At 60.0% G+C, this 19377-nt stretch carries 15 protein-coding genes; 4 read left to right on the top strand and 11 right to left on the bottom strand.

Features of this window, described 5'->3' with window-relative positions; translation table 11 throughout:
* Positions 1-367: 367 nt before the first annotated feature.
* On the bottom strand, positions 368-1471 hold the full coding sequence (locus GIW48_RS14845; protein ID WP_099549790.1) for a DmpA family aminopeptidase: 1104 nt from the start codon (positions 1469-1471) through the stop codon (positions 368-370).
* A 9-nt stretch (positions 1472-1480) separates the two neighbouring features.
* Positions 1481-2845 (bottom strand): APC family permease, encoded by a 1365-nt coding sequence (locus GIW48_RS14840; protein ID WP_017135587.1) that lies wholly within the window; start codon positions 2843-2845, stop codon positions 1481-1483.
* Between the two features lie 200 nt (positions 2846-3045).
* Between GIW48_RS14840 and GIW48_RS14835 the strand changes: the two genes are divergently transcribed.
* Positions 3046-3831, top strand: coding sequence for a helix-turn-helix transcriptional regulator (locus GIW48_RS14835; protein WP_017135586.1), 786 nt, complete (start codon positions 3046-3048; stop codon positions 3829-3831).
* Positions 3832-3954: 123 nt separating this feature from the next.
* On the opposite strand, the gene GIW48_RS14830 is transcribed toward GIW48_RS14835, so the two are convergent.
* The 4 genes from GIW48_RS14830 to GIW48_RS14815 are packed head-to-tail and all read right to left on the bottom strand — an operon-like array spanning position 3955 to position 7725.
* Positions 3955-5034 carry a polyamine ABC transporter substrate-binding protein gene (locus tag GIW48_RS14830; protein ID WP_186616915.1) on the bottom strand — a complete coding sequence of 360 codons (1080 nt, stop codon included), beginning with the start codon at positions 5032-5034 and terminating at the stop codon, positions 3955-3957.
* 60 nt (positions 5035-5094) lie between these two features.
* Entirely contained in the window at positions 5095-5436 is a 342-nt protein-coding gene (locus GIW48_RS14825) for a cupin domain-containing protein (protein ID WP_017135584.1), read from the bottom strand.
* Between the two features lie 26 nt (positions 5437-5462).
* Positions 5463-6869, bottom strand: a complete 1407-nt coding sequence (locus GIW48_RS14820; protein WP_236460687.1) for an NAD(P)/FAD-dependent oxidoreductase — start codon at positions 6867-6869, stop codon at positions 5463-5465.
* A gap of 49 nt (positions 6870-6918) precedes the next feature.
* On the bottom strand, positions 6919-7725 hold the full coding sequence (locus GIW48_RS14815) for a helix-turn-helix transcriptional regulator (protein WP_099549795.1): 807 nt from the start codon (positions 7723-7725) through the stop codon (positions 6919-6921).
* Positions 7726-7981: 256 nt separating this feature from the next.
* Between GIW48_RS14815 and GIW48_RS14810 the strand changes: the two genes are divergently transcribed.
* The gene (locus tag GIW48_RS14810; protein WP_026013572.1) at positions 7982-8254 is read left to right on the top strand and encodes a DUF1652 domain-containing protein; all 273 of its coding nucleotides are present in this window, start codon (positions 7982-7984) and stop codon (positions 8252-8254) included.
* Between the two features lie 139 nt (positions 8255-8393).
* Here the strand turns inward: GIW48_RS14810 and GIW48_RS14805 are convergent, their stop codons facing one another.
* Positions 8394-10841 carry a UvrD-helicase domain-containing protein gene (locus GIW48_RS14805; protein ID WP_236460688.1) on the bottom strand — a complete coding sequence of 816 codons (2448 nt, stop codon included), beginning with the start codon at positions 10839-10841 and terminating at the stop codon, positions 8394-8396.
* 220 nt (positions 10842-11061) lie between these two features.
* On the opposite strand from GIW48_RS14805, the gene GIW48_RS14800 reads away from it, so the two are divergent.
* Complete coding sequence (locus tag GIW48_RS14800) at positions 11062-11757, top strand: pirin family protein (RefSeq protein WP_236460689.1); 696 nt, start codon at positions 11062-11064, stop codon at positions 11755-11757.
* A gap of 115 nt (positions 11758-11872) precedes the next feature.
* Here GIW48_RS14800 and pgm read toward each other — a convergent pair whose 3' ends face one another.
* The 4 genes from pgm to GIW48_RS14780 form a co-directional block, all read right to left on the bottom strand.
* Complete coding sequence (gene pgm / locus GIW48_RS14795; protein ID WP_236460690.1) at positions 11873-13519, bottom strand: phosphoglucomutase (alpha-D-glucose-1,6-bisphosphate-dependent); 1647 nt, start codon at positions 13517-13519, stop codon at positions 11873-11875.
* 106 nt (positions 13520-13625) lie between these two features.
* Positions 13626-15032, bottom strand: a complete 1407-nt coding sequence (locus GIW48_RS14790) for an aminotransferase-like domain-containing protein (RefSeq protein ID WP_236460691.1) — start codon at positions 15030-15032, stop codon at positions 13626-13628.
* The gene (locus GIW48_RS14785) at positions 15029-16459 is read right to left on the bottom strand and encodes a hypothetical protein (protein WP_099549800.1); all 1431 of its coding nucleotides are present in this window, start codon (positions 16457-16459) and stop codon (positions 15029-15031) included. The genes GIW48_RS14790 and GIW48_RS14785 overlap by 4 nt, the downstream gene beginning before the upstream one ends.
* Before the next feature lie 720 nt (positions 16460-17179).
* The gene (locus GIW48_RS14780) at positions 17180-18202 is read right to left on the bottom strand and encodes a zinc-dependent alcohol dehydrogenase family protein (protein ID WP_017135574.1); all 1023 of its coding nucleotides are present in this window, start codon (positions 18200-18202) and stop codon (positions 17180-17182) included.
* A gap of 247 nt (positions 18203-18449) precedes the next feature.
* On the opposite strand from GIW48_RS14780, the gene GIW48_RS14775 reads away from it, so the two are divergent.
* The gene (locus GIW48_RS14775; protein WP_225933053.1) at positions 18450-19364 is read left to right on the top strand and encodes a LysR family transcriptional regulator; all 915 of its coding nucleotides are present in this window, start codon (positions 18450-18452) and stop codon (positions 19362-19364) included.
* Positions 19365-19377: the final 13 nt, after the last annotated feature.

The following is a 19377-nucleotide window of genomic DNA, read 5'->3' as shown; positions in this document are numbered from 1 at the left end:
AACGTACTTCCTTGTTTGCAAGTGCATCAGTCTTTGTTCGATAGGAACCTCGCGGGCGAGGATCGTCCTATCACTCGCCTCTTTTGAAGGCGTATCGAAACTGACACAACTTGAAATCTTTCGTCTACAAATATTTCCGCAACAAAAATGTGACGTAGATTCAACTTAAGGAAGTCGCACACAGCGTTTGCTGGGGGTAATTGCGCTAGCGCCGCAAATCGCCGCCGACTGTTATTTAAATATTAAATAGCGGTAAAGCCGCTCTTGCTGAGCGGCCCTCTTTAATAATGGATCCAATATATTGACACGGTGTCATAGTTCAATATTAAAGAGCCATCACCCGCACTATTAAAGTGCGTGCCCCCCATTACCGGGACAGACTCCAGCCGCACTTGTTTAACGCGCCGATTAATACTTCGTCGGCAAGTCCGGGCACCGTGATGCCGTCTTCCGTCGTCATGTCCTCGCCCGCCAGGATCGCGTTGATAATCGCCTCCTCCACCGCCTCTGCGGCGGCACTGAACAAGGGCGAAATATGGTCGTTGTTGACCATGCGCAATACGCTGCTGAGTGCCAGGTCCTTGCGCCCGTAATCTGCCGGTGGCAGGCCGTGATTGCCGGTGGCGAAGGCCAGGAACAGGTCGCCACTGGAATCCTCGGTACCGCCACCCGTGCGCGCGATACCGATGGAGGCGCGTTGCGCCAGGCGCTGGCATTGATGGGGCAGCAACGGCGCGTCGGTGGCGATGATCACCACGATCGAACCCATGCCCGGCGTGCCGCGCTCGGCGAAGGGTGATGGAATGTCCATCAACTGGCGCCCGACCGGGTAGCCATCCACGCGCAGCTCCTGGCGCTTGCCATGGTTGGCCTGCACCAGCACGCCGACGGTCCAACCGCCCTGCTCCTCTGGCACACGCCGGGATGCGGTGCCGATGCCGCCCTTGAACTCATGGCAGATCATGCCGGTGCCCCCGCCGACTGCGCCCTCTTGCACCGGGCCGCCCTCGGCCGCGTCCAGCGCCTGGCGCACATGTTCAGGCTTGACGTGCTGGCCCCAGATATCGTTGAGCAGGCCGTCGTAGGTTTCCATCACCACCGGCATGCACCAGTACACCGCCGGGTCCGCCAGGCGCTCGCGCTCCAGGGCGATCAGGCTGTCACGCACAATCCCGATGCTGTGGGTGTTGGTGATAGCGATGGGTGTGGTCAGCAGCCCCGCTTCGCTGATCCACTCAAGGCCGGTGGCGTCGCCATTGCCGTTGAGCACGTGGTAGCCGGCGAAACACGGTTGCTGTCGCGCCTCCCCGGCGCGCGGCTGGATCACGCTGACGCCGGTGCGCACCTGCTTGCCGTCGATGCTGGTCTTGAGCGTGGCGTGCCCCACCCGGACACCGGGAACATCGGTGATGGCATTCAATTTGCCGGGCGTGCCCAGCCCTAACGTAATGCCCAGTTGACGTGCTCGCATACCCACTCCTTACAATTTCTGAAACGCCGGACTCGTCCGGCCAGTGATGCAATACAAAATCACCGACAAGGCCAGCAAGCCGATGATGATCATGATGTCGCGCACCGACGCCGCGGCGATCAGGGTCACCAGCAGGTAACCGGCGCCCAGTACCGCCAGCACTGCCGGCAGCGGCCATAACGGCATGCGATAAGGGTGCTCGCGATCACGCAGCAGCACCCGGCTCATCAGCGCGCTCAACGCCACCACCAGGTACACCAGGATGATCAGCAATACACTGAAGGACGTCAGGTCCGCCAGGTTCGAGCTGAAACTCAACAGCGCCGAAGGCACCGCCAGGAACAGCGTCGCCAGCCATGGGGAATCCCAGCGCGGGTGAATACGCGTGAACAGCGCGTTGATGCGCGGCGTCCACAGCGCATCGCGGCCGCTGCTGAACACCACTCGACCAATCTGGATGACGATGGCGACAATCGCGTTGAACACCGACAGGAAGATCCCGGCGCTGACCAGGCGTGACAGGGTTTCATTGCCGTGGCTGGTCAGCAGATAGCCAATCGGGTCAGGGCTGCTGATCATCGCGCTCAGCGACGGCGCGCCGATCAGCAGTGCCGTGATCGGCACCAGCTCGATCACCACCACCAACCCCAGCGACCACAGCACCGCTTTGTGCACGCCTTTGCCACCGCACTTCATGTCTTCGGCCAGCAATACCGCAGGACCATACCCATTGAACGAGAACAGGCCGATGCCGACGGCGCCAATCACCAATGCCCAGGGCGCCAGGTGCAGCACGCCGTTTTCGACGATCTGCGGCTGGAACAGCACGCTGGCGGGCTGCACGGGATTACCAAAGCCGATAAACACGATCACCAGCAACGCCGCCACTTCCAACAGCAGGCAGGTGCCGGTAATCCAGGCATTGAGCTTGATATTGAGGATGCCCAGGGCGTAGCTGCACACCACGATCACCAGGGCGACGGTTTGCGAGTCGAATTTTGTGCCCAGGGCGTTATTCAGGTACGTCGCGGCCCCTGTGGCCAAGACCGGCGGGATAAACAACAGCATCACCAGCACCGTCAGAAACGTCGCATAACCGGCCATGCCGCCAAACACTCGCTTGGCATACACATATTCACCACCGGCGCTGTTATGGGCGCGACCGAGTTCGGCGTAACAGAAGGCGAACATCAGCGCGAGCAAGGCCGCCATCACAAACGCCATGAACACACCACTGCCCGCCTGCTGGATGGCAAACGGCGCAATCACGAATACGGAGCTGGCCGGCGTGACCGCCGAAACCGTGATGGCCACCACATCGAAAACACTCAGCGTTGGCTTGAGCACGCCGTCTGGCGCGGGGGAAGCACTCATATCGTTATCCTCTGTCGTTATTTTTGGTAGGAGGCAGAAACGAAAAAAGTCGGGCGGTTGCGAGATATGTTTCTCGCTGGATGACGGCAAAGTAAACGCTGTGTTTATGCGGGCCAATTCCCCTATTGGCGTACTCCCCTTGACGATACTCGGCAAAAGCCGAACCCTTGGCTGATCTATTGAGGGCTGGAGCCGTGTTTATGAGCCTGTTCAGAGAGGTCGGCATGCACGCAGGCCTGGGCCGCACCGTCGCACACCTGGGCACCGAGCACTTCTGGAAGCAGTTGGTGCTGTTGCTGCACCAATGCCTGCCGTTCGATAACGCCCTGGCGATTTTTTACCCCCTCGATGGCCCGCCCGTGGCCCTGGAAGAATACGACGCCCAGCCCAGCAGTAAACCGGCCTCGATGCTGGTGTACCTCAATGGCCTGTACCTGATCGACCCGTTTTACCAGGCGTACCGCGAAGGTTATGCCAGCGGCGTGTATCGCCTGGAGGAAGTGGCACCGGACCATTTTCGCCAGAGTGAATACTTCCTCAACTACTTCCACGACAACGTGTTGGAAGACGAGGTGCAATTCATTCTGCAGTTACCGGGTACAGGCACGCTGTCTTTGTCGCTGGGCATGCAGCGACGCTTCAACTTTGAAGAGACCGGGTTGATGACCACACTGGCGGCCTGGGTGCTGCCGCTGATGCAGCAGCACTGGCAGCAAAGCACCCAGCGTGTACCGGCGATGGACACGCAGATTCGCGATGCGCTGAGCCATTTTGGCAGCGGTGTACTGTCGGAGCGCGAGCTGGAAGTGGCGCGCCTGGTGCTGCGTGGGTTCTCGTCCAAGGCCATGGCCGAGCGTTTGAAAATCTCGCCGGACACGGTCAAGGTGCATCGGCGGCACCTGTACGCAAAGCTGGATATTTCGTCGCAGCCGGAACTGTTTTCGTTGTTTATCCAGTCGTTGGGGCATGATCTGGAAAACCCCTGAAAACCGGCATTGCACAGTCAAAATGTGGGCTTGCCCGCGATAGCGGTGTGTCAGTCACCCACTAGCCTACGGACAGGTCGCAATCGCAGGCAAGCCAGCTCCCACAGGGGCTCGGTGTAACCCCTAGCGCCCGGTACGAATGGTGTTCCACACCCGCGTGCGAATCCGGTCGATGTTCAGCGGCATTGCTTCCAGGGCAAACAACTTGCCCATCATTTCCGGGCTTGGGTACACCTTGGTGTCGGCCTTGATTGCAGGGTCTACCAGGCTGTCAGCCGCCGCGTTGCCGTTGGCGTAGTGCACGTAGTTGGTGATGCTGGCCATCACCTCCGGGCGCAGCAGGTAGTTCATGAACGCGTAACCGGCTTTTTCATCCGGGGCATCGGCCGGCATGGCGACCATATCGAACCAGATCGCGGCGCCTTCCTTGGGAATGTTGTAGCCGATATTCACACCGTTCCTGGCTTCCTTGGCGCGGCTTTCGGCCTGCAGGATGTCGCCGGAGAAGCCGACAGCCACGCAGATGTCGCCATTGGCCAGGTCGGCGGTGTACTTCGAGGAATGGAAGTAGGCCACATACGGACGCACTTTCATCAACAGGCCTTCAGCCTTTTTGTAGTCCTCGGCCTTCTTGCTGTGGGGCGGCAGGCCCAGGTAATTAAGCGCCGCCGGCAGCAGTTCCGGGCCGTTGTCGAGAATCGCCACGCCACATTTTTGCAGCTTGGCCATGTTCTCGGGTTTGAAGATCAAGTCCCAGGAATCCACCGGCGCGTTGTCGCCGAGCACCGCCTTGACCTTGTCGATGTTGTAGCCGATGCCGGTGCTGCCCCACAGGTACGGGAAACCATGCTCGTTGCCCGGGTCGTTGTTTTGCAGAGCCTTGAGCAGCACCGGGTTGAGGTTTTTCCAGTTGGGCAGCTGGCTCTTGTCGAGTTTTTTAAGGGCGCCGCCCTGGATCTGCCGAGCCATGAAGTGGTTGGACGGAAACACCACGTCATAGCCGGATTTGCCGGTCATCAACTTGCCGTCGAGGGTTTCGTTGCTGTCGTATACGTCGTAGGTAAAACCGATACCGGTTTCTTTCTGGAAGTTCTTGGTGGTGTCCGGCGCGATGTAGTCCGACCAGTTGTAGATCTTCACCGTCTCGGCGGCCTGACTGATAGAGGCCACCAACATCATGGGCAACAGGGCAATGGCTTTCATGGTTCGATTTCCTGGCGGTTTTAGGGCTGTTTTTATGGCAGGCGATCAAGGATCAAAGCGTTACAGAATCAACACGTAGGTCTTGCGCACGGTCTCGTGGATGTCCCAGATACCGGTGCTGTTGGCCGGCAACATCAGTGCATCGCCGGCGTGTAGGTGAACGACTTCACCGTTGTCGGGGGTGAAGGTGCAGCGGCCCTGGATAAAGTGGCAAAACTCCTGGGATTTGATCTGCCGACGCCAGCGGCCTGGGGTGCATTCCCAAATGCCGGTTTCGACGCCATCGTTGCGCTCAACACTTAAGGTCGAGGCTACGGCGATAGGCTCGCCCAAGGGCACGGCCACCGGTGACGAGTCCGGCAGGTGGGCGTTCAGCGCGTCTTTGAAGTGAGTGATGCTCATGGGTTTTCCCGTGTGAGTGAAACGTCTCAGTGCATGAAACCTTCCATGAACCCGGCCACGCCGGTCGCCAATTTGCGCCGCCACGGCGCGCTGTTGGGGTTGGCCAGCACCTGGTCTTCATGGACAAAACTGCGAATGATCGCGTTGTAACCCAGCCAGCGGCAGGGTTCGGGCTCCCAGGCCTTGAGCGCGTCCAGGCCACGCTCGCGAATCACCCAGGGCTGGGTGGTCAGCGGCGTATCGAGGCCCAGAATCATGTCGGCCAGGGTGCGGCCTCCGAGGTTGGTGGCACCTACGCCCTCCCCGCCATAACCACCGGACAGCGCGATGCCGGTGGTGTGATCGCAGAGCATGTGCGGCCGGAAGTTGCGCGACATGCCGAGGTTGCCGCCCCAGGAGTGGGTAATCCTGACGTGTTTGAGCTGTGGGAAGAGTTCGCTGAACAGGTAGCGGCGCAGCTCCACTTCGTCGGTGGTCAGGTCGAAGTTATGGCGCAGCTTGCCGGCGAACTGATAGCCGCCCCGGGCACCGAATATCAGGCGGTCATCCGCCGAACGCTGGCCGTAGGTGACCTGGCGGCTGCTTTCGCCAAAGGCCTGGCCTCGGCTCAAGCCAATTTCATCCCAGGTGCTGGCCGGCAACGACTCAGTGGCGACAATCAGGCTTTGCACCGGTAACTGATAGCGCCCCAGCGGCGGCAATGTGGTGGCGTAACCCTCAACCGCCGGCACTACCCACGCGGCGCGCACGCTGGCATTGGCCGTGCGCACGCTGCCGGACTGCCAATGGGTGACCGGGCTGTTCTCATAGATCGTCACGCCCATGCTCTCCACCACCCGCGCCAGGCCGCGTACCAGTTTGGCGGGGTTGATGGTTGCGACATGGGGCGCATAGATACCGCCATACGGCTTGGCGATGCGGATTTGCTCGGCCAGCTGTTGCGGGCTCAGCCAGCGGTAGTCCGCTTCGGTAAGGCCCTGGGCGTGGAGCGTGTCCAGGTAACGGCGCAGGCTGCCTTCCTGCTCCGGGTAACGCGCCGCGCAGTACAGCACGCCGCCTTTGCGGTAGTCGCAGTCGATGCCTTCACGGGACAGCACCCGGGCGACCTCGTCGGGGATGCCATGCAACAGGTCAAACGAGGCGCGCCGTTGTTGCGCTGACAGGCCGGCCAGCAGGCGGTCTTCGCCCAACAGGTTGCCCATCAGCCAGCCGCCATTGCGGCCAGACGCACCGAAGCCTGCTGTCTGCGCTTCGATAATCGCAATCTTCAGCTCCGGAGCCTGGCGCTTGAGGTAGTAGGCGGTCCACAACCCGGTGTAGCCGGCGCCGATAATCGCCACATTGACGTCCAGGTCGTGCGCAAGGGACGGCCGCGCCACCAGCGGGTCGTCCAACTGGTCCATCCATAAACTGATGTTGCGCCATGCCGGCATGCCAAGCTCCCCAACCTCATTTCGATAGGCTGGATCCTAGAGCGCGGCGTTATGGGCTGTCTTGCGCGCGTGCACGCAGAGAAATTTGTTTGACGTAGGCCTTGGGCGATTGCCCGGTGTGCTGGCGGAACGCGCTGTAGAACGCCGACAGCGAATTAAAACCGGCGGCAAAGGCCAGGTCATCGACCTTTATCGGCGGCACAGCCTTGTCCAGCGCAGCCAGCAGGTGTTGGAGCCGGGCCTGGTTGACGTAACGGTAGAAGCTCTGCCCCAGCACCTGGTTGAGCAGGTAGGAAATCTGGTTGCGGCTGTAGCCACACTCATTGGCCACACGTTGCAGGTCCAGCTCCGGGTCGAGATAGGGTTGCTTGAGTTCGAAGTACTGCTGCAGATCGTTGGCCATATGCCCCAATTGTTGGGGCGACAGGCCCAGGCGGCTGACTGTCGGGCGCAGGGTTTGGGTCGGCTGCTCATGCACCAGGGAGGCGTACTCGTTGACGCGCCAGATCAACCCATCGCGCACGGTAATCGCCTCACTGGTGCGAAATGACACCAGGCCCTGGCCGCCGCGCAGCGTAATGCGGTACTGGATAAACGCGGTATCGCCGTCGGCGCGAATACGGTCGATGTGCTCAATCGCCTCGTCGGCGCCACGCGGCATGCTGGCTTGCAGGTACTCGCGCAACTCGGCCTGACCCACCACGCGGTTTTGGAAAAAGTCGTGGTACTGAATGTCGGGGTGGTAGTAGGACATCACGCCATCCAGGTCGCGATGGCGCCAGCACAGGTGATGGCGCAACACCAGATCGCCGGTGGCTTGGGTTTGTTCGTACTCTTCACTCAAGACGGGCTGCATGGAAGGCTCTGCGGCGGGAATGCCTGGGAGATTGCCGAATTTGCCGGCGGCATTCAATGGTCAATTGGAACTTCTGACTAATGGCCTTTTGCCTGGTTTTGAGTAAGAAATGATCCACGTCATATGATCGCTAAAGAACTGCCGAACGGCCCCTAAAAAGTCACCGCGCGCTTGCGAACGAATGCTATTTTGAAGGTCTTGATGCCACGACCAGTGAAGGCCATGGCCCCCTGCCGCGAGCTAAAGGAAGCGCTCAATGAACAAGGTGGGCAACATGAACAAAGTGACATTTCCCAACGCCTGCCAGCTGATGCGCTGGCATTTTCATCCGATGGGCTTCGAGGGGAGTATGGACGCCCCCGGCAGTATGGTTGCGCGCCTGTTCGACCGGGCCAGTGGCGAGACGTTGATTGCGATTGCCGGCATTCCTTGCGCCACGGTGATGAATGCGGCCGATGTGGAGCGCATCATCGAAGCGGTGGAGGATGAGCTGGAGTGTTTTGTGCCGCCGCTATCGTTGCGGGCGTGAACCCTATTTAACAGGTAAATCTTAACCAATGTGGGAGCGGGCTTGCCCGCGATGGCGGAGTGTCAGTTTGCAAAGTTGCCAACTGATCTACTGCTATCGCGGGCAAGCCCGCCCACACATTGGGTACTGTGTTTAGCTGCTAGCTGCGTTGGTCATCAAAAAACGCCTTGCGCCCATCGACCCGCTCCGAAGCCCTGGGCACATTCACGCCCTGGCCTTCCGGCTTCTCCACATACCAGTAGCAATGGCTCACCGCCCGGGTAATCCCGACATAGGCCAGGCGCAGCACTTCGTCTTTCTGCGCGCTGTCGTAGGGCTCGCTGTCGCCGTCCTTGCCCAGGCCCGCCATGCGGTAAACCTGGTTTTTGTAAGGCGAGCTGGTGACGTGCTGGCAATCCCCGAGCAGGAATACCGCGTCTGCTTGCAGGCCCTTGGCACTGTGATAAGTCAGCTGTTTGAGTCGGCGATCCTGTGGATTCAAGCTAGAATCCACATTAACTACAGACTGAATGTGCTCTTGTATCAATAACTTATCGCTACTTTTTCGATAAAGCATTAGCACTGTATTACCGCGCTGATAGTGCTCCAGCAACTGCCGCCCCAGTGCGGCGTCGTCCCGTTCCAGCACCACGACGGGCACCAAAGCCTTGGGCTCGCCACTGGCCTTGGCCTTCTTGCCGGGAATCGCCGGGGCCGTGCGTACCACATGTTCGGCGGCGTCGATGATGTGCTGGTGGCTGCGGTAGTTCTCGCTGAGCATCACGCGGGTGGTGCTGGGTGACGGGAATTCCTGGTTGAACGCCATGAAGTACTTGGGTGAACTGCCGCGCCAGCCGTAGATCGACTGCCAGTCATCACCCACGCACAGCAACGACGAGCGTTGCGCCCCGCGCCCTACGTGCATCGCCGGGCCACGGCTGCGAATCTCGCGCAGGCTGGCGCGGATCCACGAGACGATCTGCGGCGATACGTCCTGGAACTCGTCGATCATCAGGTGCGACATCGGCCGTAGCAGTGGATCGCTGAGCAGCTTGAGGTTCTCCGGGGTGTTCTCACCGAACAGCGAAAACATGCGGTTATAGGTCATGATCGGCGGCGATTGATCGAGCAAATGATCTTCCAGCGCCTTCCAGTAAATGCTCAAGGCTTCAAAGTAGCCCCGGTCCGGGTCGTCCTTGGCGAAGCTCATTTGACCCACAGCCGTTGGCACATCCAACCCGAGATTCTCGATAAACCCGGCCGCCATCACGAAACTGTCCAACAGCGGCGCCGAGGCCAGCTCGCCCTTGACCTTGTAATCAAATCCAGGCCCGGCGCTGGCATCGCCCGCCAGGCTGCTTAAAAGGCGCTTTGATGATTCGTAGTTATCGATCCATATCAATGGCTTGCGACAGAAAGCTTGAAACAAGGTGCGCTTTACCGCCCACTCAGCGCGCACTGAAAGCTTTGAATTTGGCCGGCTGATCTGAGCGTTTTCCCGCGGATCAAAACCCAGTACTACCCAGGTATCCAGTTCCGGGATGTAGCCGTGGCAGTGAAATTGCGCACCATTGATTTCGAAGGTCTGGCGACTGGGCTCTATGCCCTTGATCGGCCAGGCGCCGGCGCGAAACCACAGGTCCTCGATCACGTCGCAGAGTTCTTCATCGCGCTTGGCTGCCAGTTCGGTGACAGCGATGCGTTTCTGCACGTCGGGGTGGTCGCGCTCCAGTTCCTTGAGTTGCAGGCCATGGCGGGCCAGTGGTGCGATCAGCTCGCGAAAGCGCGCATGGCGGCCATGCAGCCGGTGATAACAGGTGTTCATCTGTTGGCGCTGGGCGTCGCTGATACGCAGGTCGAAGGGGTTGCTGTCGGCATCGTCGAAACCGCTGCTGAGGTTTTCAAACGCTTGCAGCCGCTCGAAGCCCGGCAGGCTGCGCACCATCGGCAGAATGCGCGAATGAAAGGTACGCACCACGGCCTGGGCTTCTTTGAAACCAAGGGGCTGGCCCCACAGGCCGAGAATTTCCATGAGCTTATTGATGAAGTCTTTGCGCGATTCGCGGGTGAAGGTCACCACGGTCATCGAACTCAGCTCAAAGCCCAGATAGTGGTTAAGCAAGAGGATGCGCAGCACCAGCGAGGTGGACTTACCCGCCCCGGCACCGGCAATCACTGAGGTCGATGGGGTGTCACTGAAGATCATCTTCCATTGCGCGGCACTGGGCTGGGCGTGGGCCGGTAGCAGACGTGCTACGTCAGCCTTCATGCGCTTCTTCACGTCGGCCGTGAGTGGCAAGCGCCAATCGTCGAACAAGCTGTCATCCACCCCCGGTGCGCGGTGCTCGTCGGGGCGAAAGTCGCGGATCAGCAACACCTGCCGACCTTCCTCGAGGCCGTCGGCCTTGCCTTCGCGATAGCCATATTCCACGCCGGCTTCGTGCCCGCTGCGAAAGCCGTCCGCCTGGCCGTGCAGCCAGGAAAACCGATGCTGGGCACGCAAACGCGTCAGGCCATGGCCAAACAAACGGGCGGCGAGCCGTTTCAGCAGGGGCATTTCTGCCAGGGGACGCAGTTCGGGGGGCAGATCGGGCGTTTGTTGCGGCACGCGGACTCCAGCGATGAGGTTGGTTCTGGCGAAGGTGCCATGGTCGCCGGAATCGGCGCGCAGTTCCAGCCAATTGCTTTGTTGTCATGCAGTTAGGCGATGAAGTAAAAGTCAAAACGCCAGCAATCAATCGAATAAACAGATTGGAATCCGGCATTTTTTACGCTTTTTATCGATCATGTACTGCTGGATGATAGCCACCATCCACAGGAGACCCATCATGCTTGAACTTCGACCTTTCACTACCCTGGGCGGCGCCCATCATGGCTGGCTCGACGCCCATCATCACTTTTCCTTTGCCGAGTACCACGACCCCAAGCGCATGCACTGGGGCAACCTGCGGGTGTGGAACGACGACATCATTGCGCCCGGCACGGGCTTCCCGCAGCACCCGCATCGCGACATGGAAATCATCACCTATGTGCGTGAAGGTGCCATCAGCCATGCCGACAACCTTGGCAATAAAGGCCGCACCGAAGCGGGCGACGTACAGGTCATGAGTGCCGGCACCGGGATTGCCCACAGCGAATACAACCTGGAAGCCATGCCCGCCAAGATTTTCCAGATCTGGATCATCCCGAATGAAGCCGGGCTGCCGCCTTCCTGGGGTGCCAAGCCGTTTCCCAAGGGCAATCGCGAGGGTTTTGTGACCCTGGCCAGCGGCAAGGCCGGTGACACTGAAAGCTTGCGCATTCGGGCGGACGCACGCCTGGTGGCGGCTAACCTGAAGGCTGGGGAAAGCGCCGAGTATCGGGTGGACAGCGGGCGCCGGGCGTATCTGGTGCCGGCGACGGGAATCATTGAAGTCAATGGCCTGCGTGCGCAAGCGCGAGACGGTGTGGCGGTGGAAGATGAGCAGGTGTTGCGGGTAACAGCAGTTGAAGACAGCGAAATCGTGTTAGTAGACCTGGCCTGACCTTCAGCCCGAACCCAATCAACTGTGGGAGCTGGCTTGCCTGCGATGCGCACAACTCGGTACATCAGGTACACAGAGTTGATGCAATCGCAGGCAAGCCAGCTCCCACATTGCGTCAGTTAGAACTGATGGCGCCGTCTACCAGCACCTGCGCCTCTTCCACCAACTGCTTGAGGTGGTCTTCACCCACAAAGCTTTCAGCGTAGATCTTGTAGATGTCCTCGGTGCCCGATGGCCGTGCGGCGAACCAGCCGTTTTTGGTCATCACTTTCAAGCCGCCGATTGCCTGGTTATTACCCGGCGCGTGGCTGAGGATCTGCTCGATGCTCTCCCCGGCCAGTTGCGTGGAGGTGACCTGCGCAGGCGACAGCTTGCCCAGCAACGCTTTCTGCGCCGGGGTCGCCTTGGCGTCGACACGAATCGCGAACGGCTCGCCCAGCGCGTCAGTCAGGCCACGGTAGATCTGGCTGGGGTCCTGGCCTTTGCGCGAGGTCATTTCGGCGGCCAGCAAGGCCGGGATCAGGCCATCTTTGTCGGTGCTCCACACCGTGCCGTCCTTGCGCAGGAACGACGCGCCGGCGCTTTCTTCGCCGCCAAAGCCCAGTGAGCCTTCGAACAGGCCATCGGCAAACCACTTGAAGCCCACTGGCACCTCAAACAGGCGACGGCCGATACGCGCCGCAACCCGATCAATCAAGCCACTGCTGACCACGGTCTTGCCCACCGCAGCATCGGCGCGCCACTGCGCACGGTTCTGGAACAGGTAATCAATCGACACGGCGAGGTAGTTGTTCGGTGCCAGCAGGCCACCCGAGGGCGTAACGATGCCGTGGCGGTCGTGGTCCGGGTCACAGGCGAAGGCGACGTCGAAACGGTCCTTGAGGCCGATCAAGCCTTGCATCGCATAGCTGGAGGACGGGTCCATGCGGATCTGGCCGTCCCAGTCGACGCTCATGAAGCGGAAAGTCGAGTCGACCTCGGTGTTCACCACGTCCAGGTTCAAACGGTAGTGCTCGGCAATCGCCGACCAGTAGCGCACCCCTGCTCCGCCCAACGGATCCACGCCCAGGCGCAGGTCGGCGCTGCGGATGGCGTCCATATCGATCACATTGACCAGGTCGGCCACATAGCTGTTGAGGTAGTCATGGCGATGGGTGGTGTCGGCCTTGAGTGCCTGGCCGTGGGTAATGCGTTTAACCCCGGCCAGTTTGTTGGCCAGCAGCTCGTTGGCCTTGGCTTCGATCCACTTGGTAACGTGGGTATCGGCCGGGCCGCCATTGGGCGGGTTGTACTTGTAACCGCCACTTTGTGGCGGGTTGTGCGACGGCGTAATCACGATGCCGTCTGCCAGGCCGCTGGTACGGCCACGGTTGTAGCAAATGATGGCGTGGGAGATGGCCGGGGTCGGCGTGTATTCATCGCCTTCAGCCAGCATCACGTGCACGCCGTTGGCGGCCAGCACTTCCAGGGCACTCGCGCCCGCTGGAGTCGACAGTGCGTGGGTGTCCAGGCCGACGAACAAGGGACCATTGATGCCCTGGGCTTCACGGTACAGGCAAATAGCCTGGCTGATAGCAAGTACGTGCCATTCGTTGAAACTCAGCTCGAACGAGCTGCCACGGTGACCGGAAGTACCAAAGGCCACGCGCTGGGTGGAGATCGCTGCATCAGGCTGGCCGGTGTAATAGGCCGTGACCAGTCGCGGGATATCCACCAGCAACTGAGCTGGCGCCGGCTTGCCCGCAAAAGGACTGATTGTCATGCATAAACCTCGAGAAAGAAGGATTCGGAAAAAATGACAGTTTACTGAGAGTTGGACTACTGCGCGACGGTATTGATCCTACAAGACACAGAGAAATTTCATGCATCTAGCTGATCTGTGCATCACGCAGCGCCTCGCCCACCAAGGCCAGGGCAATGTCCAGGTTGGGCTGCCCATGGAAGGTGCTGCTCAACCGCAGATGCTGGTGATGCAAGCCGCACAGGCTGAACAACTCACCGGGCGCCACGACTACCTGACGGGCCAGCAAGGCGTGGAAAGCCTTGCGCATGTCCACCGCCCGGGAGGCGCCCAACCAAAAGGTGGCCCCGCCCGCCGGCATTCGGTAAGTCACTTGATCACCCAGGTGCCGACCCACAAGTTCGCCCATTTCGCGCGCCTGCTCACGCAGCAGAAGGCGTAAGTGGTGCAAGTGCTGGTCGATCTTGCCGCTGTGGTACAGGCGCGCAATCGCGCGCTGGCGAATTGAGGATAGCCGGAACGAGCGCAGCAGGAACTGGCGCTGCAACTCACCGCTTAAGTGCCGCGACAATACGTAGCCAAACGGCGCCTCTGGCCCGAGTATTTTCTCGAAAGAGGCAAACACCACCAACCGCTCAGGGTTGACCAGATCGCGCAGGGCAACCGGTGCCGGCTTGAATCCCAGTTCGCCGCAGGTATCGTTTTCCAATAGCCAGCAATCGTACCGATCGAGCAGTTGCGCCACCTCCAGGCGGTCTTGGGGCTGCAAGGCAAAGGCTGACGGCAAGCTGATCGACGACGACAGCACGACCAATTGCACTGATTCGTGACGCAGCATCCCTTCAAGCAATGCCAGTTCCAGGCGGCCATCCTCGCCCCAGGGCAGTTCAAGGACACGTACCCCGGCATCCTGCAGCAGGCGCAGGATCGACCACTCGCAGGGTGACTCGACCACCACCGAGGCACCGCGCAAGCCCAATACCTCGATAAGGATGTCGAGCACACCGCGCAAGTCCGCGCCGATGTACACGTCATCAGCATGCCAGCAGCGGGTCGGTGATGAGGTGTAGCGAGCCGCCAGTGCGGCTCTTAATTCCCACACCCCGCAGGGCTGTGACCAAGGCTGCAGATGCCCAGGATACTGGCGCACCAACTCGCGCTCCAGGCGCAGCAAGGTGCCGTCCAATGATGCCAGCAAGGCCGGTTCATCGCCGCTGAGCACTGTCATGCCCGGGCGCCGGGACGCCACATAGAGACGCTCGAGCAGATCCCCGCTGGGACACGCCACGGGTCCACCGGCGAGCGGCCAGGCGTAGTACCCCGACTTGGCCACCGAATACACCCTGCCCTCCTTTTCCAGCAACGAATACGCATATTGAATGGTGGAGATCGACACGTTGAGTCGCTGGGATAACTGGCGCAATGACGGCAGCTTTACGCGCGTATCCGTGCTCACCTCGTTAATCAGGCTGATCATGTAGCGGTAGACCGCCTGATAAGCAAAGTCAGCCTGCCGTGCGCCCCGCAGCGTCATCGCCCAGACAGCTGAAAGGCCATGCCATCACGGGCTTGAGACCTTTGCACAGGCGCGCTGCGGGCACCGCCGAGGGCCAGGTTCATCGGCCGCTTGCGGTACAGATGCTGGAGCAAAGGCAACGGCAACCCACTGGCATCGGCGACCCATTGCTGCAGCATCTCGGCTGCCGGTTTACCCTGCAAAACCTTGTGCAACTCGGGCAACGCCACCAGCATGCCAGGGTGGCACTGACGCAAATAGCCTTCCAGCCGTTCGCCATGATGAATGAAAGGCGAAAACAGCAGGCAGACCAACTGGTTCTCGTCCAGACCGAAAAATTGTTGGGCAAGGCTGCTCGACAACGCACGCTCCCCGCGATTGGCGACCTGGTTCACCAGCTCTTCGGGCACCTGCCGACGCCGCAGGTAATTGCGCGCCTGCCCGAGGAACTCCTCCACGCCCTCCTCGTAATGCAACTCGCGCAGGCATTCGGCCTGCAGGCCGCGCAGGTGCGCCATCAACGGTGGGTTGGCAAAGCTTGGGTGGCTAAAGTGAAAGCCCAACGGATCTGGCGTGTAAGCCATGAAGTCGATGAGCAACGGCGCAGTCGCGCGGTCGATGCCTTCGAGCAAGTCGGCAATGCCGATATAGGCCAGGTGGCGATACCCGCCTGGGCTGACGTCAGCTTTGGGCACATAGTGCTCGCCGTACAGGTCACGGTAGAAGTCGCCGCTCCACTCATCCATGCGCGTGAACAACCCGCCAAGCGACGTCGGTATACCCTTGGCAGCCTTGACGCTTTTGGCCTGGGCGGCTTTTTTCAGCCAGGCCAGCAGCTGGCTCTGTTTGCGCGCGGAATCGCCGCTGACCAGCGCGTGCACGCCACCGTTCCAGGCGGTGACACGCTGATAAAAGTCCCCCAGTGCCAGGTAGGCATCGTTACACAGCGTGGCGCGAACATCGCCGGAGGTCAGGTGCCCCACCATCAACATGTTGCGCTGGTGAGCTTCACAGCCACGGCTGGAGGCCGGACGCTGATGGTTGAAGGGCAACACCTGTTCGTTTTCGACCATCAACAACTCGACCCGCTCGTCATCATGGAAAAACAGCCGGCTATAACCGCGATGAATCGCGTCGAGGGTTTCTTGCGTCATACCCGCGTGGCGTAACGTTGCCACCCGTAACTGGAAGGTCCTGGGCGCACGTGCGGCAATACTCAACTGTGCGGCACGCAGTAGCGCCAAGGTGTAGCTGCTGACTTCGCCACCGCCATGGGCCACCAGCACTTTGTAATCGCCTACTTGTTCCATGCCGCCGGCGGCCACGACAATACGCTGAATCAATAATTGAAGTGCGGTGCGCTCCGCGCGTGTGAAATACCCAACCAAGCGTTGTTGAACTTGCTGGTAAACATAATTCATGGCCTGCTCGTGAATAGCGCTCATAGTTCTACTACCTGAGTTGAAATATCAGTTCAAAACAACTACCGAGCGTAGTTGTCCGATCTATTGCATGTGTAAGAACGTTGCCTGCGGCGCAGTGTGTGCGACAGATAAACACTAGCACCCGGTAACAAATCGATAAGGACCGCGTAGGGGGCTCCTTGCACGGCAGCGCTGGCGTCGAACAGCCGTACCACAAGCATCCCAGCGATTTTCAGCAGCGCTCCTAGGAATATTCAGACAAGCTCCTACAACTCTTTAACCTCGAATTTAAAGATCCATCTGACAAATAAAACTTGTCAATTTTCAATCTCCGGTCATGCATCGATCGGAACCAGTCCTTGGCGTGCCGATCACCTCGCGTCCTGATAGCAATGGCGTCACGCGTAGTTGCAGGAAGTACCTGCTGACGAATCAGACAATCATTCATTACTCAGTCCTTGAGTTGAAAGTGAAGTACCAATTATCAGGGCTGAAATAATGATTAACAGATACAGAAGCTGGCCGAAAACCAGTTCAGATAGTTGCCGGGCCAAATACGCAGGGCGCAGACACAACAACGCCGCGCTGAATTTCAGGGCGGCGGCGGGAAAAAGGGCATCGTTTGCGGGACCGGACGGCCGTTGCGCGTTTCAGACAACGCGCGGATTCAACCCTTTCAAATGGCGCATTTGCCCCATGCGCCGAGGGTTTGTAAAACTCATTTACGAATCTTCCTACACCTCAAACAGCCTCAACCTGCAACGCAACGCGCTCGCGGCACGGGCATTCGTCCATGTAACGGTGTGCTTCTACAAACTGGTTGAACGCAAACACGGTGGTTTTCAGCGGCACAAGCACGCGATCGGCCGTCAGTTGGTTGATGTCACGCAATGCGCGTTGCAAGGCGACGTGGTCCTGAATGATGCCCAGTTCCGGCTTACCGGTGAAGTTACCGATACAGTGCACAAAGAACTGGATGTTCTTCTGGAACGCTGCACAGGCCGGGAACGGCGTCTGGTTACCGCCTTGCAAACCGTAGAGCACCAGGCTGCCACGGGGCGCCAGCACATCACCGAGCAATGACATCTGCGGGCCGCCCAAGCCATCGAACACCACATCCACGCCGCGGTTATCGGTGAACTTGTTGATTTGCATCAGCAGGTCCTGCTCTTCGGTGACGATGACCTTCTCGGCCCCCAGCGACAGCAGGTATTCACGCTCGGCGCTGTCCTTGGTGGCGGCGATCACGCGCACGCCCAGCGCCTTGCCCAGTTGTACGAACGAAGGGCCGGCACAGTGGCTGGCGTCAGTCACCAGGGCAAATTGGCCGGGTTTGACCCGCGCCAGGTCCATATAGGCAAAGTAGGCGATCAACAGCGGCGTGTAATGCACGCTGGCTTCAATCGGGCTCAGCACATCCGGATAACGGGTCAGCGCCGAGCGCGGCAATACGATTTGCTCGCCATATACCGGGTAATCATTGGGGCTTTCGGCCGGAAAACTGGCCACCTTATCGCCTACCGCCAAGTCATCCACGCCCTCACCGAGGGCCACCACCACACCGGCCATCTCATGGCCAAGGCCGGACGGCAAGCGTGCATGGGAGGACGCCAGGTTCTGGCGCCACAGAATGTCATACCAGCTGATGCCAATCGCTTCGACACGCACCTGCACTTCGCCCGGTGCGGGCTGCGCGGCTGCATGCTCTTCGCATTTGAGCACCTCGGCCGGACCAAACTTGTGAAAACGGATCGTGCGGGACATCGCAAACCTCGTCAAAGTAACCTCTAATGCCATGAACTCTATCTGGGCTTTCCAGGTAAGGCCACCGGTCGCCATTAATAGTCGACATGTCTGTCATTGATTCCGCAACTGAGGCATTTGCCTCAAGTATCGTAGGAAAACTCAATTATCCGGTGCAGAGTACCAGCCTTTCCCCGTAAGATTCATGCCGGTCATTGTTTACATGTGGCCGCTCACGTCAAGTTAGCTGACTCTTCCAGGACACAAGATGAACCGTAACGACCTGCGTCGTGTCGACCTTAACCTCTTGATCGTATTCGAAACCTTGATGCATGAGCGCAGTGTGACCCGCGCCGCCGAGAAATTGTTCCTTGGCCAGCCGGCCATCAGCGCGGCGTTGTCGCGTCTGCGTGGGCTGTTCGATGACCCGCTGTTTGTACGTACCGGGCGCAGCATGGAGCCGACGGCACGTGCCGTGGAAATCTTCGCCCTGCTCTCCCCGGCCCTGGACTCGATCTCCACCGCGGTGAGCCGCGCTGCCGAGTTCGACCCCGCCACCAGCACCGCCGTGTTCCGTATCGGCCTGTCCGACGACGTTGAATTCGCCTTGCTGCCGCAACTGCTCAAACGCCTGCGCGCCGAGGCGCCAGGCATCGTGCTGGTGGTGCGCCGCGTCAACTACATCCTGATGCCAGGCCTGCTCGCCTCCGGCGAAATTTCCATCGGCGTCAGCTACACCGCCGACCTGCCGGCCAACGCCAAGCGCAAAGTGCTGCGCCGCAGCCTGCCAAAACTGCTGCGCGCCGACAGCGTGCCCGGCGCCCTGAGCCTCGACGACTTCTGCGCCCGCCCTCACGCCCTCGTGTCCTTCGCAGGCGACCTGAGCGGGTTTATTGATGAAGAGCTGGAAAAACTCGATCGCAAACGCCACGTGGTATTGGCCGTGCCGCAATTCAACGGGCTGGGCACACTGCTGGCCGGCACCGACATCCTCGCCACCGTGCCGGATTACGCCGCCGAAGCACTGACCTCGGCGGGCGGTTTGCGCGCCGAGGACCCACCGTTGCCGGTGCGCACGTTTGAGCTGCATATGGCGTGGCGTGGGTCGCAGGATAATGATCCGGGGGAGCGGTGGTTGAGGTCGCGGATTCAGATGTTCTTTGGCGACCCTGACAGTCTCTAGGCGTCTTCTGGAG

The organism is Pseudomonas sp. PA-6-3C, assembly GCF_021605825.1.
Lineage (GTDB): Bacteria > Pseudomonadota > Gammaproteobacteria > Pseudomonadales > Pseudomonadaceae > Aquipseudomonas > Aquipseudomonas edaphica.
This window is presented reverse-complemented; position numbering and strand designations above follow the sequence as displayed.